The following is a 15,353-nucleotide window of genomic DNA, read 5'->3' as shown; positions in this document are numbered from 1 at the left end:
CGGAAGGCCCCGCGAGGGCCACTCCGAGCGCCGCCATGGATCCACCCGTGCCCCCATGAGGGCGCGCTCCACTGCGCCCCCTCATGGATCGGCCCGGTGCTCCCCGACCGGCGCGCTCCCCCTGCGCGCCGTCGTTCTCTCATTCCACCGCGAACAGCTCTTCCAGGTCGGCCTTGGTGAGCTTCTTCGCGCCGCCCGCGTCCTCGCTGAGGACGGAGGCGACGAGCTGACGCTTCTTGTCCTTGAGCAGCAGGATCTTCTCCTCGATCGTCCCCTCGGCGATGAGCCGGTAGGCCGTCACCACCTTCGTCTGCCCGATGCGGTGGGCGCGGTCGGTGGCCTGCTGCTCGACCGCCGGGTTCCACCACGGATCGAAGTGGATGACCGTGTCGGCCGCGGTGAGGTTCAGGCCCGTGCCGCCCGCCTTGAGGCTGATGAGGAAGACCGGCACGCTCGGATCGTTCTGGAAGCGGTCGACGCGCTCCGCCCGGTCCTTCGTGGAGCCGTCGAGGTACTCGTAGGCGACACCATCCTCTTTCATCGCCTTCTCGATGAGCCTCAGCATCATCACGAACTGGCTGAAGACGAGGACCTTGTGCCCGCCCTCGACGGCGTTCGCGATGAGCTCTCGGACCGCGACGAGCTTGCCCGAGTCGTCGTCGCCGAACTCCCGCGGCAAGCCGAGCAGCCGCGGGTCGCAGGCCGCCTGCCGGAGGCGGGTGAGGCCGGCGAGGATCTGCAGCTGGCTCTTCGCGAGGCCGACGCGCTCGACCTCGCCGAGGACCTGCGTCCGCACCTCGCGCGCGACCTGCAGGTAGAGCGCCCGCTGCTCGCCGGTGAGATCGCAGATCTGATCCATCTCGATCTTCTCGGGGAGATCCTTGGCGACCTCCTGCTTCGTGCGGCGCAGGATGAACGGGTGGATGGCGGCGCGGAGCCGCTGCGCGGTCTTGTAGTCGCCCGCCTCGATCGGGCGCGAGAAGCGGGCCTCGAACTTGTCGAGCGAGCCGAGCAGGCCCGGCGAGACGAAGTCGAAGATGGACCAGATCTCCGAGAGCCGGTTCTCGATGGGCGTGCCCGTCAGCGCGAGCCGGCGCTTCGCGCGGAGCCGCTTGGCCGCCGCGGCGGTGGCGCTCATCGGGTTCTTGATGTGCTGCGCCTCGTCGAGGATGGCGTAGCTCAGGTCGAGCTGCGCGAGGAAATCCTCGTCGCGACGGAGGAGCGCATAGCTCGTGATCACCACCTCCGCGGCCTTCACCTCGTCGATCTGATCCTTGCGATCGGCGCCGTGCCAGAGGGCGACCGACAGCGACGGCGCGAACCGGGCGAGCTCGCGCTCCCAGTTCGTGACGACGCTCGTCGGGGCGACGATCAGCGCGCGCATGTGCTTCTCCTCCTGCTTGACGGCGAGCAGGAGGGCGAGCGTCTGGACCGTCTTGCCGAGGCCCATGTCGTCGGCGAGCACGCCGCCCGAGCCGATGTCATGGATGAACTTGAGCCACGAGAGGCCCGCCTCCTGGTAGGGGCGGAGCGTGGCCTTCAGGTTCCTCGGCCGCTTGGTGCTGCCGATCTCGTCGATGTTGCTGAGCTTCTGGAACAGCTCGCGCGCGGAGGCGGTCACGCTCGATCCGCTCGCGTGCTGGAGCAGCTCGTGCACCCGCCCGGCCTGCGCGAGCGGCAGCCGGCCGTTCTTGCCGGCCGCCATCATCAGCTCGACCTCGCGATCGAGCATCGCGCGCACGGCGTCGGGATCGAACGCGGCGAACGACCCGTCCTCGAGGCGGACGTAGCGCTTGCCCTCGGCGAGGCAGCGGCGCAGCTCGTCGCGATCGACGCCGATGCCCTCGCTCTCGAAGCTGAGCTTGACGTTCAGCCAGTCCATCCCCGAGGTGACCTTGGCGAACACGCCGATCGGCCTGCCGCGCACCTGCGTGTCGACGAGATCCTCCGGGACGAAGAGGTCCCAGTCGTCGGGGAGCTCGGCGAGCCCCTCGGTCCAGAAGGTGAGCGCCTGGTCGCCGTTCGCGATGAAGCCCTGGCCCGTCTCGTCCGGCTTGAGCCCGAGGGCGAGCAGCCTGCTCGCCGCCTCCTGCTGCGCGGCGATGTCCACGCGGATGCAGCGGGCGCGCTTCATCCCCTCCTCGGGCGGCTGCACGAGCACCGGGGGCGACATGCCGTCGGCGCGCACCGCGACCTCGGCGTCGCCGTAGGCGGCGGTCAGCGTGACGCGCGCCTCGATGAGCGAGCCGCCTGCGCGCATGCGGAACGTGGGCACGAGGTCGACGACCTCGGCGATCTGGTTGAGGTCGGGCAGCTCCGCGCCGACCTCGAGCGCGATCTTGGGCAGCCCCTGCATGATGATGCGGGCCAGCTCGCTCATCGGCTCGCCGATGGTCGGCGAGCGGAGCAGGCGGCGCATCGCCGCGGGGGAGACGCGCTTGTCGATGCGGCGCGCGAGCCCCTCCTGCGTGTCGATGTGCCAGCCCGGCCAGCCCTCGAACCACCCGCCCTGCAGCAGCGAGAAGCGGCGCTTGTCGTTCCCCCGCTCGAAGCTCGTCTTCACGATGATGGTGTCGCCGCCGACGGTCTCGAGATCGAAGCGCGGCCGCAGGCTGTCGTCGCCGAAGCGGAGCTGCATCAGGGCCGGCTCGAGCAGCACGCGCTGGCCCTCGAGCAGCGGGAGCAGCTCGGCCACGTCCTCGCCGCGGATGTCGACGGCCGGGTGGCGCGGGTTGCCGCTCTCGAACCGGGCGAGCAGCCGGAGCGCGTCGCGATCCGGCGTCGGGTAGAGCGCCTGCCAGGCGAGCGCCGCAGAGGGCAGCACCGGGACGCGCGCCTCGGCGTCGAGGACGGTGACGGTCAGCGCCCCTTGCCGCACGTGGAGGCGGAACTCCACGCGCCGTGCTCCAGTGACGCCCTCGGGCGGAAGCCAGGCGCCGATCCCGGTCTGCTTGGCCGTCGCGTCCAGGATCGGCGCCGCGAGGGCGACGGGTGAGCCCGGCGGCCCGTGGGAGCCGACGACGGTCGGGACGGGCGCCGCCGGCGTGATCGCCAGGCGCCCGCGGCGGTCGCGACGGCGCACGCGCTTCAGGGCGTCACCGCCGGCGTGGGCGGTCTGCGGGACGAGCGCCGGGATCGGCGGCTCGCGCCGCGGCTGCGCGCCGCGCGCCTGGTCGCGGATGCTGATGAGCAGCGCCGCGACGTGCTTGCAGTGCTGCCCAGCCTTCTGGAACGCCGGACAGGAACACTGCGACTGGATGCCATCGGGGGATAGCTCGACCTTGACCGGATACGGCTCGGAGTCGGCGGCGCGGACGGTGCCGCTCGCCATCGTCTCGTTGATGGAGATGTCCTCGACGACGCGGCGGCGGAAGTACTCCAGCCCGCGGAGGAAGGTGCGGGCGCCAAGCAGCCTTCGCAGGCCACGATCGCTGAGGGTGGAGAGTGCGTCGGAGATCGGAGGCGGCACGTCGTGGGCTCGGGATACGGGTGCGGCGGTGATTCGCCGGGATGGGTCGGGTGAACGGGATCTCTTGGCAAATCCCGCTGGGTGAAGAACCGTCATCAGATGAAGAACGGCAAGAACACGATGATCACGGCGGGGAGCATCTTGATGAGCACGTGGATCGCGGGACCGGCCACGTCCTTGAGCGGATCGCCGATCGTGTCGCCGACGACGGCGGCACCGTAGGTGGGGTTGTCCGCCCGCGCCCCCGTCTCGTCGACAAGGTAGCGCCCACCGTGCGCGCCGGTCGCGATGTACTGCCTCGCATTGTCCCAGATCGCCCCGGTATTCCCCAAGAAGAGCGACCCGAGGACGCCTGCGACCGTCCCGGCCATGATCAAGGCCGCGACTGAATCGGCCGCGACCAGAGGATTATCTTCCGTCCTTGCAAAGCGCAAGGCAAGTCCCACGACGACGGGCACCACCGCGGAGACGAGGGCTGGCGCGATCATATGGCGCAGCGCGGCCCGAGAGACCATCTCGACGCAGGGCTCGTGGTCGCCGACGAACCCCGGCGGGCGGGCGCGGGCCTGGCGCCTCACCTCGTCGAGGACGCGCCGGCCAGCCTGGAGGACGTTGCGAATGCAGCGGCCGGCCAGCCAGAAGACAAGGAGGATCCCCACCAGGGCGCCGAGATAGACCTCGGGCCGGTCGAGGCGCAGGACCATCGCGGTCGTCTCGCCGCGGATCGGCGCGCTCGACGTCAACGCGCGGCGCCGGGACTCATCGAGGTAGCCGGCGACGAGCAGCAGCGAGGCGAGCGCGGCCACGCCGGCCGTGTACGCCTTCGTGAGCGCCTTGGTCGTGTTGCCGACGGCGTCGAGCACGAGGGTGCGGCCACGCACGTCCGGCCGCTCGCGGGCGACGGTCACGGCGACGATGCCGCCCGCGTTGTCCACGATGGGGCCGAACGCATCCATGGCGAGGACGTACCCCGCGGTGCCCAGCATCCCCATCGTCGCGACCGCGGTGCCGAACAGGCCCCCCCCGGCGAGCCCGGAGCGGGCGCCGAGCAGGTAGGAGCCGAAGGTGGCGCCGACGACGACCAGGAGCGGGAGCACCGAGCTCTCGAGGCCGATGGCGAGCCCGCGCAGCACCGCCATCGCGGAGCCGCTGCGGGCCGCCTCGGCGAGCTCGCGCACCGGGCGGTGCCGCTGCTCGGTGTAGTACTGCGTGACGTGCAGCACGGCGATGCCGGTGACGATGCCGATCACGCCGCAGGCGAAGAAGATGACCCAGTGGGCGTCGAGCAGCCACTTGGCGGCCCCGGCGATGCCGACGGCGTGGAGGGTGGCCGTGACGTAGAGCCCCCGCACGAGGGCGTTGAAGGCGTCCTCGCGGTCGTCGGTCTTGACGACCATCACGCCGAAGAGCGTCGCGATGAGGCCGAACGCGCGGCTGACGAGCGGGAAGAGCACGACGGCGAGGGCGCTCGGGAGCCCGGCGTTGTTGCGGAAGAGCATCGCGCCGACCACCATGGCGCCCGCGTTCTCGGCGACGGTGGAGGCGAAGACGCCGGCCGCGCGCCCGGCGCAGTCGCCGACCGTATCACCTGCCAGATCGACGATCGTGGCCGGGTTCTGGAGGTCGTCCTCGTCGAGCCCGACCTCCGCGCCGGCGAGGTCCGCGCCGAGGTCGGCCGCCTTGGAGAAGGTGCCGCCGCCGAGCTGCGCCATCAGGGCGGCGAAGGAGGCGCCGAGCGGATAACCGGCGATGACCCAGGGGATGGTCGGGGCGAGCGCGAGCGCCTCGGCCGGCTCGGCGCCGAAGCCGCCACGGAACGCGAGGACCGCGGCGAACAGGCCGCCGAGGCCGAGCAGGCTCATGCTCGCGACGAAGAGCCCCGACACGGCGCCGCCGCGGAGGGCGATCTGCAGCGCGAGATCGAGCGAGCGGCGGGCGCCGCTCGCGGCGCGCACGCTGGTGCGGGGCGCGATCCAGGCGGCGACGCGGCCTGTCGCGACCGCGCTGGCGGCCCCGACCGCGAACGAGAGCGTCAGCCAGACACCGAGCTCCAGCGCTGGCACCGGGTTGTTCTCCCCGGTGCGCCGGAGGAGGCCGTAAGCGAGGAAGATGGCGCCTCCGAGCATCGCGGAGACCGCGCCGATCACGCTGCTCTGGCGGCGAAAGTACGCCTCCGCGACGCCCTGGATGATCGCGGCGACGCGCTGCATCTCGGGCTCGACCGCGGGGCGCGCGACGACCCAGCGAGCGAGGTAAGCCGCAAAGGCGAGCCCGAGCAGGCCGCCGCTGAGGATGAGCGCAAGCTCCGTCATGACGGGCGGACCGGGCGCGCACCGTGGACGCGCTGCCTCGGCCGGTGAGGGATGATGCGGGTGATTGCCGCGGTGTCGACGAGGGCGCCGCAGGAACCCGCGCTGCAGCGGCGCACGCCTTCCCTACTCCGGCCAGGATGGCCGCGCAAGCGAAGAAGACGCGCGCGGCCAGGTCATTTCAGGTCCTTCGCGTCGCGTCCGACCACGTGGTCCAGCCGGGTCTTGGCGACGAGCGCGCCGACACGCGCGTTGAGCTGCTGGAGCCGCGCGCGCGTCACCTCGCCCTCGGCGTCGACAACGTCGACGCTCGTGGCCCGCCCTGCCCGGAACAGCTCGGATCGGACGCGCATCGACTCCGCGGCCGCCGCGAGCTGGCGCTCTGCAGACTCGATGCTGCTCGCGGCCTTGCTCAGCTCGGAATACGCCGAGACCACCTCGAGGCGGAGGGCGTCGCGCAGCGCGGCCTTCTGCTCCGCGATCTGCGTGGTGCGGGCGTTCGCCTCGGCGGAGGCGCCCGCGGTGGTGAAGATGTCGTTGACGACCCACGTGGCGCGGACGCCCGCGGACCACGTCGCATCGAACCTGTCCTGAGCTCCGAAGACGCGCTGGTTGGGGTTCGCGTAGGTGAGATCGGCGAACCCGTCGAGCCGCGGGAAGTAGCCGGCCCGCGTGACCGCCTCGGCCTTCTCGAGCGAGTACTGCGTCTCGTCGAGCGCGCGGATCTCGAGGCGCCTCTGGAGCGCCTCCTGGACCAGCGCCGGGAGCGCCTCCGCGGGCGGCTTCGCAGGCGCGCTCCCCATCACGTCGATCCCCAGCGTGAGCGGCCTGTCCGGCGCGGCGCCGAGCGCGATACGGATCTGGTCGTCCGCGACCATGAGCGCTGCCTGCGCCTCATTGAGCACCTGCTCCGCGCCGGCCACCTGGGCCTCGAGCCGGAGCACGTCGGCGCGCGAGAGCAGCCCGACTTCGAAGGTGCGGCGCGCGTCCTCGACGTGCGCCCTGGCCTGAGACACCGCCTCACCTGCGACGACGACCTGCCCCTTCACGCGGACCCAGTTGAAGAACGCGATCTTCGCGTCGGCGGCGGCTTGCAGCGTCTCCGCCTGCAGCTCGAGCTTCTTCGCGCTCTCTGCGTGGGACGCAGCGGCGTATCCCTGCGAGATGCGGAACACGTAATCCGAAATGGGTACGGCGAGGCTCGCCGTCAGGGAGTAGGAGTTGACGGACGAAGGGAGGCTGAGCCCAGGAGAACGGCTGAGGGTCACGAAGCGGCCGCCGCCGTCGACGACACACTGCCCCGCAGCGTCTGCGCAAGGCGCGGTGGAGAGGGGTCCCTCGCTGAATCCAGACTGCCCCGGGCCGTTGGTCACGCCGACGACCGGCGCCCCCGCGCCGAGGGCCGGGGTCTCGACCTCCGACAAACGCGTGTAGGTGGCCGTGAGCGTCAGCCGCGGAAAGTAATTGACCATGGCCTGGTCGACCTTCGCAGCCGCCGCGCGGAGATCGGCCTGCTTGGCCCGGAGCGACGCGCGCGTCCGCAGCGCAGCCTTCGCGATGTCGTCCGGCGTCAGCCCCCCCGGCTGCGGCGCGAGCGCCGTGGCGAGCGGATCGGCCTTCGGCGCCGCCGGCGGGGCCGCAGCGACAGGAGCGCCCGGGGGTTGCGGCTGGCCTGCGGCAGGAGGCGCCGGGGCGGGCGGCGGGGTGACCGGCTGCGGAGCCGCCGGTCGGGGAGCGGCCGGCTGCCCCGCGGCCGGTGAGGCGATGAGCCCGAGGGCGAGCAGCCCGGCGAGCGTCGAAGCCAGCGAGATGCTGCGTCGAGACGAGGGTGCGGTGCTTTTCATGACCGGTCGGTCACTTATGGGCGGCGAGAGCACCCGTCAAGTCACAGGCGATCCCACGCATCGCGTCTCGGCGATGGCTCGCCTCGCGGTCTGGCGAAGGTGACCGGCAGCCCGCGCTCTCGGCCCACGGGGTGCTTGCGCCCAAAGGACCACGTCATGGGCCGGCCGCGCAGGACACCGTCCGGGACCACGCCGGACCCGATGGTCTGGTGCGCTCGTCATGCCGTGCCGCAATGGGCCACGACAGCAGGGACGGCGTCACCGATGCGCATCACGGGACCCGCGCCAGACGCGCCACCCAACCCCGGCTCACGCGCGTTGTGGACGGCAAGACTACGTCGCTCTCTCCGCGGCAACACATATTGCCGCGCGCGATCGGATGGAAGAACATCGAATGAAGTGGCCGCCATCTTGCTTGGCGGCGGACCGGAGGCCCTCATGCATAGACTGCTTGCGTCGCGCCGCAGCTTCTCCCCGTTCCTCGCCGTCCTTGTGATTGCATCACCCTTTGCCGCCTGCGCTCCGTGGGAGCTCGGTGAGGACGACACCCCCGACATCGGCGATCCTGGGAGCGTCGCGGTCGCGGCGGAGCCGCCGCCCGCCATCAGCGGCGGAACGCTGGCCGTGAGCAAGAGCGCCCTCCGCGCGGTGGCCGCGGATCCGGATCGCGACCGGGTGTGGATCGTCGATCTCCAGGCGCAGAAGCTGACCGCGGAGATCGCCCTGCAGAAGGGCGACGAGCCGGGCAGGGTCGTCGAGGACGACGCGGGTCGCTTCCACGTCGCGCTCCGCCGCGGCGGCGCGATCGTGACCGTCGACGCGGACAGCGGGACGATCGTCGACCGGCGCGACGTGTGCCCGGCCCCGCGGGGGGTCGCCTACGATGCGCAGGCCGACGCGATCCATGTCGCCTGCCTCGGCGGCGAGCTCGTCACGCTCCCGGCCGGTCCCGGCGCGGCGACGCGCCGCCTGAAGCTCGATCGCGACCTGCGCGACGTGGTCGTGGACGGGGACCGGCTCCTGGTCAGCAAATTCCGGTCTGCCGAGCTGCTCACCATCGGGGCGGACGGCATGGTCATGGAGCAAAAGAAGCTCCCGAAATTCAACCTGTTCGGGCAGGAGTTCGCGCCGACCGTCGCCTGGCGGACGATCAAGCTGCCGACAGGCGGTATCGCGATGGTCCACCAGCGCTCCTTGATCGCGCCCGTCGAGATCGTGGAGGGGGGCTACAGCTCCGGCGGGTGCGATGGGAGCGTCGTCCACGGCACGGTCTCGGAGGTCGGCACGCCCGACTCCGACGGCCAGCCGAACCTGGCCGCTGCCCTCCCCTCCGCGACCCTGCCGGTCGATGTCGCGGTGTCCGATGACGGTCTCTCGTATGCGGTCGTCGCGGCCGGCAAGAGCGAGATCCTTATGACCAGCCGCGCGAACCTGAACATGACCATGGATTCCTTCGAAGGAACCTGCGTCGAGGCGGAGCAGCGCGTGGTCGTGGAAGGCGAGCCCACGGCCGTCGCGTTCGCCGGCGGCTCGGTGGTGGTGCAGACCCGCGAGCCGGCGGGCATCCAGGTCCTCGGGGCTCCCAACAGCGTCGGCAACCGCGTCGCCAAGGTCATCACGCTCCCCGGGGAGAGCCGCAGGGACACCGGCCACGAGATGTTCCACCGGAACGCTGCCGGCCCGATGGCGTGTGCGTCGTGCCATCCGGAGGGAGGCGAGGACAGCCATACCTGGCACTTCAACCCCATCGGACCGCGGCGCACCCAGTTCGTCAGCGGCGGCATCCTCAACACGGCCCCGTTCCACTGGGACGGCGATATGTCGGGTATCGAGGCCATCATGGACGAGGTCTTCGAGCGGCGCATGGGCGGCATGCACCAGGGGCCGCGCCGGGTGAAGGTCTTCGCCCGGTGGATCGACAGCCTCCCCGCTCCGCCGGTGTCGTCGGCGCCCGACGCAGAGGCCGTCGCGCGCGGCGAGGCCCTCTTCCACGACAAGGCCGTCGACTGCGCGAGCTGCCACGCGGGCGCTCAGCTCACGACCAACGATTCGTTCGACGTCGGTACGGGCAAGGCCTTCCAGGTGCCGTCGCTGGTCCGCATCGGCGCGCGCGCGCCGTTCATGCACGACGGATGCGCGCCGACGCTGAAGGACCGGTTCATCAACCCCGCCTGCGGCGGCGGCGACCGGCACGGCAAGACGTCCCAGCTCTCGGACGCCCAGATCGACGATCTGGTCGCCTACCTCGAGACCCTCTGACCCCTTCCGGCGGGATTTTCCGCCGATGAGCCCGCCCGATCGCGCCCCTTCACCGCGAATGATGTAACGAGCGCCGAGCCGCGATATGCTGGCGCGGCGTGAACGTCGCCGAAAAAGTCGCCACCCTCGAAGCGCTCCTCCACCGGGTGCAGCGGAACGCCGCTGCGCCTCGCACCCGGGCGCAGCTCGCGGCCTCCGCCGAGCTCGTCCCGCATCGCGGCGAGGCGCCCGGCGCCATCGCCAACGACACGGCGGGCGCGGCCTCGCCCGACCCCAGGTTCAGCTCGCCGGCGAACGAAGCACGGCCGGCAGCGGCGGCCAGCGCGGTCGCCGCGAGCGGACCGTCTGCGCCGCGCGCCATCGAGCCCGTCCTGGACGACGTCGGTGGCATCGACGCCTTCAGCCCGGCGGCCGCGCAGGCGTCGCAGACCGCGGCGGCCAGCGCCGCGAAGCAGCCGGCAGCGGCCGCGAAGGCGCCACAGCAATCTCCGGCGAAGACGCCGCAACAGCCGCCGGTGAAGACGGCTGCAGCCGCCACGCCCGCGGCGAGCGGGGTCAAGGCCGCGGCCGCCAAGCCGGCAGCGGCGACGCCGGCGCGCAACCCTGCGCCGCCTCCCAGCTCACCCGGGAAGCCGGTCGCGAGGCCCGCCGCCTCGATCGATCTCCCGCGGGCTGACGCCGGCCCCCCGGCCGGTGCTCAGGAGACCTTCCGGCCGCCCGCGGAGGCGGCCGAGCTGAAGCCGAGAGAGGCAGCCAGGACCGCGGCCAAGGTCACGGCGCCTGCGGCCAGGTCAGCTGCCCTGGGCAAGGACGCGCCCACTGCAGGCCCGGCGGTGCCCCCGGCCCGGGGCTCCAGCCCGCGCGCAGAGACGAAACCGTTCTTCCCTCACGAGGACGTCGCTGCGCGGCCGAAGGTTGCGGAGAGCGACAGCGAGCTCTCGTTCGCAGGGCTCCTCCCCGACGAGCCGGAACCCGGCCAGAAGCCCGCTGCAGCGCTGAAGCTCCCGGCCGAGCGCAGGGCGGCGCCGGATGCCGAGGCGCGCGCGGAGCGCCGATCTCGGCCCGACCGCGCGGAGGTACACGCCACGACCGCGTCGGCCGCCGCGGACGACGCCGCCACGCTCGAGGCGGTCACCGCCCGTGGGCCGTCCTCTTCTGGTGAGCCGGTCACCCCCAAGGCGCCGGATCCGATCGCCGCCGCCACGCGGCGCGCGATGGGGGAGCCTGCCACCGAGCGAGAGTTCAGCCGCGAGATGGTCGACGACGAGCCGACCGTGATCCGCGGCATGCTCGAGGACGAGCCCACCGTCATTCGTTCTCGCCCCGAGGGCCTCGAGGACGAGGAGACGGCCGTCCGTTCCGCGCGGTCCGAAGCCCAGGCCATCGCGCGCTCGGTCGCGGAAGAGGCCGGCGATGCGTCGCCCGGAACGCTGTCGAGAGACGCGGGCGACGAAGCGGATCGCAGGTCCAGGCCGAAGGCGGCCGATCGCGATCTTCTCCCGAAGGTCATCACCAAGGACCCGCCCCTCCCGGCCGACAAGGACGTGAAGCCTTCCGACCACGTCACGGCGCGGCCCGCCGCGGACGCCGGCATCACCGTGCGACCGCCGCCGCGCCCGCGCTCCCGCGTGGGCATCGTGATCGCCGCGGTGGCGCTCCTCGTGGGCGGCGCGGCGGTCGCGTACCGGCTCAGCGTGTCTGACCCCGAGCCCGCGCCCCTCCCCAACGTCGACACGCCTCCGGGAGCGACCCAGGGCGCGACCGCGCAGCCGCCGGCCACCGCGCCGACGCCGACCGCCGCGCCCACCGAGACGGCGCCCGCTGCGCCGTCCGCGGCCGAGACCGCGACGCCGGCAGCGAGCGCCGCGCCCGAGGCGAGCGCCGCGCCCGAGGCGAGCGCTGCGCCCGAGGCGAGCGCTGCGCCGGCCGCAGGCAAGGCCGAGGATCTGCCGCCGAGCCGGGGCCACCTGACGGTCAATTCGCCAGAGCGCGCGTCGGTGTATGTGAACGGCTCGCTCGCCGGAAGCACCGGAGAGACGCTCGACGTGCCTTGCGGGACGCGTTACGTGCGGCTCGGCAAGCTGACGACGGAGAAGACGTCGGATCCCTCGTGGCTCTCCGCCGGCCAGGCGGTCATCGTCGGTTGCCGCAAGCAGACGGTCGTGTCGATCACGCCCTCCGCGGCGAGCCCGGCGCCCGACCGCGCCACGAAGCGGAAAGGCAGCCCCGCCGGCACCGCCACCCCGGACGGTGAGGGCGCTGCGCCCGCGCCCGCTGAAGAGACCGCGCCTGCGCCGGATCCCGCTCCGTAGAAACCCGCGCCCCCGGCCGGTCCGGTCGGGGCCTGCTCCCTAGGGGTCGCGCTCCTGCCCCATGCAGAGGGGCAGGAGCGCGGTGCTAGGCTCCGCGCCCGATGGATTCCGAGACGACTCCCCTTCCCCACGAGGCCGGCGCCGCAGCTGGCGACGCGGCCTCGTCGGCGTCCGTCAGGGTAGCGAGCTCCGGTCCCTTCCCTCTGCGCAGCCCGGCAGGGGGAGCGCCCCTCGACGGCGTGGCAGCGACAGAGCTCAGCGCCCTCGCGACGATCGTCGCCAGCGCGCGGGCGGCGCAGATCGCCTGGGCGGAGGTCCCGATCAGGGAGCGCGCCGAGCTCATCGCGCGCGTCAAGAAGCGCCTGCTCGCGCGGGCCGAGGAGATCGCGACGCTCGTGCACCGCGAGTGCGGCAAGCCGCTCGAGGAGGCCGCGCTCGCTGAGGTGCTCCCGAACGCGGATCTCATCGACTACTGGACCCGGTCCATCGAGGAGCTGCTCGACGACCCCCCCGTCGCGCTCGACCCGCTCGCCTACCCCGGCAAGGTCGGGCGCATCCAGAGGGATCCGCGCGGCGTCGTCGCGCTCATCACGCCCTGGAACTACCCTGTCGCGATCCCGCTGCGCACGATCGTGCCGGCGCTGCTCGCGGGCAACGCCGTCGTCTTCAAGCCGAGCGAGGTCACGCCGCGCTCCGGCGCGCTCGTCACGTCGCTGTTCGACGGGCTGCTCCCGGACGGCGTCCTTGCCGTCGCGCAGGGCGGCAGCGACGTCGGCGCCGCGCTCGTCGGGGCCGGCGTCGATCTCGTCGTCTTCACCGGCAGCGTCGCCACCGGCAAGAAGATCGCCGTCGCGTGCGCCGAGCGCCTCATCCCGACGTCCCTGGAGCTCGGCGGGAAGGACAGCGCCATCGTCCTCGGCGACTGCGATCTGGAGCGCGCCGCGCGCGGCGTCCTCTGGGGCGCCTTCACGAACGCCGGACAGAACTGCGCCTCCATCGAGCGCGTCTACGTCGAGCAGGCGATCGCGGACCGCTTCATCGCGCGCGTCATCGCGCTCACGGGGCAGCTCCGGGCCGGCATCGACGTCGGCGTGATGACGACGGCGCGGCAGGCGGCGATCGTGCGGCATCAGCTCGAGGCGGCCGTCGAGGGCGGGGCGGAGATCCTCGCCGGCGGCGCGCCGGAAGAGGGCTCGCTCGCCTTCCCACCGACGGTCCTCAAGGTGGAGCGCGAGGACACGCCGCTGCTCCGGGAGGAGACCTTCGGCCCCGTTCTTCCCATCCTCGTGGTGAAGGACGCCGAGGAGGCGATCGCGCGCACCAACGCGTCCCGCTTCGCGCTCACGACCAGCCTCTGGACCCGCGGCTACGAGCGGGCCCACGCGCTCGCGCGACGGCTGCGCTCCGGCGTTGTGACGATCAACAACCACGGCTTCACAGGCGCGCTCCCGGCCGCGCCGTGGACGGGGGCGGGAGACAGCGGCTACGGCGTCACGAGCAGCCCACACGCGCTCGCGGAGCTCACGCGGCCGCGCTTCTTGCTCGAGGACCGCAGCAGGGCGAAGAGCGAGCTGTGGTGGTACCCTTATACGCCCGCGCTCCGGACGGTCGCCTTCGCGATGGCGCGGGCGCGCGGTGGAGCCGGATGGTTCGGCCGCGTCAGCGCCCTCGTCGAGCTCGTCGCCGCGCTCGCGAGGCGCCTGCTCGGTCGCTGATCCAGAGACCCATCGAACGAACGCATGCGCCCTCTGATCCTCCTCTCCAACGATGACGGCTACTCGGCGCCGGGTCTGACCGCGGTGCGGGACGAGCTCGCCCGGCACGCCGACGTGGTGGTGTGCGCCCCCGCGGTCAACCAGAGCGCGACGAGCCACTCCCTGAGCCTGCACCGCGTCCTCCGGCTGCTGGAGGCTGCGCCCGGCGTGTTCGCGGTCGACGGGACGCCCGCCGACTGCATCTACGTCGCCCTCCACGCCGGCACGCGCGTGCTGCCGCGGCGCCCCGATCTGGTCGTGTCGGGCATGAACCACGGGCTCAACCTGGGCGCCGACATCTTCTACTCGGGCACCGTGGCCGCCGCGCGCGAAGGAGCGCTCCGCGGCGTCCCCTCGATCGCGCTCTCCGCCGATGCAGGCGCGTCGCTCCCGGCCGCAGCGGCGCTCGGCGTCGAGCTCGCCCTCGCCCTCCACCGCGCCGCCGGGCAGGAGGGACGCCGGCCAGCGCCGCTGCTCAATGTCAACATCCCTGCGGGCAGCAGCTGGCCCGTGCGGGCCACGCGCATGGGCGCGCGCCTGTACACCGAAGAGGTGATCTTCCGCCGGGATCCGCGCGGGCACGAGTACCTCTGGATCGGCGGCGCGGGCGTACGCCACGACCTCGTCCCCGGCTCGGACACCGAGGCCTACGACGCAGGGGCCGTCAGCGTCACGCCGCTGACCCTCGACCTCTTCGCCGCGCAGCACGAGGGCATCGCAGCCCTCCTCGCCGCGGAGCTCAACGGCGGCCACGTCACCTGACGTAGCTCGCGTCGCGGCGCGTGGAGCGCTTTCCGGCTCGAATGCGCTCGCCTACGCTCGGCGTCATGTTCAATCACGACGCCCTGCCCTCCGAGCACGCGCTCCGCTATCTCAAGGCGCACCTCCGGAACGTCCCGGATTTTCCGAAGCCCGGGATCCTCTTCAAGGACATCACGCCGCTCCTCGCGGATCCGCGCGCGCTCCACATCACGCTGGATCTCCTGGCCCAGCGCTTCGTCGGCGAGCACGTCGACGTCGTGGTCGGCGTCGAGTCCCGGGGCTTCATCTTCGGCGGCGCGCTGTCGGCCCGGCTCAACGCCAGCTTCGTGCCCGTGCGCAAGCCAGGCAAGCTCCCGGCCGCGACCGATCGCGTGGCGTACGCGCTCGAATACGGCACGGCAGAGCTCGAGATGCACAAGGGCTCGATCAGGCCGGGGGCCAGGGTCCTGATCGTGGACGACCTGCTCGCGACCGGCGGCACGGCCGCGGCCGCGGCCGAGCTCGCGCGCAAGCAGGGCGGCGAGGTCGCCGGCTTCGCCTTCGTCGTCGAGCTCGATTTCCTCGGCGGTCGTGCGCTCCTCGCGGAGCGCGCCGGCGACGCGGCGCCGGTCTTCTCGATCGTGCACTTCGCCGCGGGCGAGTGA

General features: G+C 72.5%; 8 protein-coding genes. 5 read left to right on the top strand and 3 right to left on the bottom strand.

Translation table 11 applies throughout. The annotated features are described in order from the left end of the window. Positions 1-139: 139 nt before the first annotated feature. The 3 genes from WMF22_RS16410 to WMF22_RS16400 form a co-directional block, all read right to left on the bottom strand. The gene (locus WMF22_RS16410) at positions 140-3,469 is read right to left on the bottom strand and encodes an SNF2-related protein (RefSeq protein ID WP_438036312.1); all 3,330 of its coding nucleotides are present in this window, start codon (positions 3,467-3,469) and stop codon (positions 140-142) included. Between the two features lie 95 nt (positions 3,470-3,564). Continuing rightward, positions 3,565-5,781 (bottom strand): sodium-translocating pyrophosphatase, encoded by a 2,217-nt coding sequence (locus tag WMF22_RS16405; protein ID WP_438036311.1) that lies wholly within the window; start codon positions 5,779-5,781, stop codon positions 3,565-3,567. Positions 5,782-5,954: 173 nt separating this feature from the next. After that, complete coding sequence (locus tag WMF22_RS16400) at positions 5,955-7,622, bottom strand: TolC family protein (protein WP_437300007.1); 1,668 nt, start codon at positions 7,620-7,622, stop codon at positions 5,955-5,957. 438 nt (positions 7,623-8,060) lie between these two features. On the opposite strand from WMF22_RS16400, the gene WMF22_RS16395 reads away from it, so the two are divergent. From WMF22_RS16395 to WMF22_RS16375, 5 genes are all read left to right on the top strand, one after another. Next, positions 8,061-9,881, top strand: a complete 1,821-nt coding sequence (locus WMF22_RS16395; RefSeq protein WP_437300006.1) for a c-type cytochrome — start codon at positions 8,061-8,063, stop codon at positions 9,879-9,881. Between the two features lie 98 nt (positions 9,882-9,979). Continuing rightward, on the top strand, positions 9,980-12,193 hold the full coding sequence (locus tag WMF22_RS16390; RefSeq protein ID WP_437300005.1) for a hypothetical protein: 2,214 nt from the start codon (positions 9,980-9,982) through the stop codon (positions 12,191-12,193). 101 nt (positions 12,194-12,294) lie between these two features. Further along, positions 12,295-13,908: an aldehyde dehydrogenase family protein gene (locus tag WMF22_RS16385; protein ID WP_437300004.1), complete on the top strand. Its 1,614-nt coding sequence runs from the start codon at positions 12,295-12,297 to the stop codon at positions 13,906-13,908. 24 nt (positions 13,909-13,932) lie between these two features. Next, positions 13,933-14,709 carry a 5'/3'-nucleotidase SurE gene (gene surE / locus WMF22_RS16380; RefSeq protein WP_438036310.1) on the top strand — a complete coding sequence of 259 codons (777 nt, stop codon included), beginning with the start codon at positions 13,933-13,935 and terminating at the stop codon, positions 14,707-14,709. A 41-nt stretch (positions 14,710-14,750) separates the two neighbouring features. Next, positions 14,751-15,353: an adenine phosphoribosyltransferase gene (locus WMF22_RS16375; protein ID WP_437300002.1), complete on the top strand. Its 603-nt coding sequence runs from the start codon at positions 14,751-14,753 to the stop codon at positions 15,351-15,353.

The sequence above is a fragment of the Sorangium sp. So ce204 genome (assembly GCF_051526795.1).
Taxonomy (GTDB): domain Bacteria; phylum Myxococcota_A; class Polyangia; order Polyangiales; family Polyangiaceae; genus Sorangium; species Sorangium cellulosum_B.
Note: the sequence above shows the minus strand (reverse complement) of the source record. Positions and strands in the feature narration are given on the sequence as shown.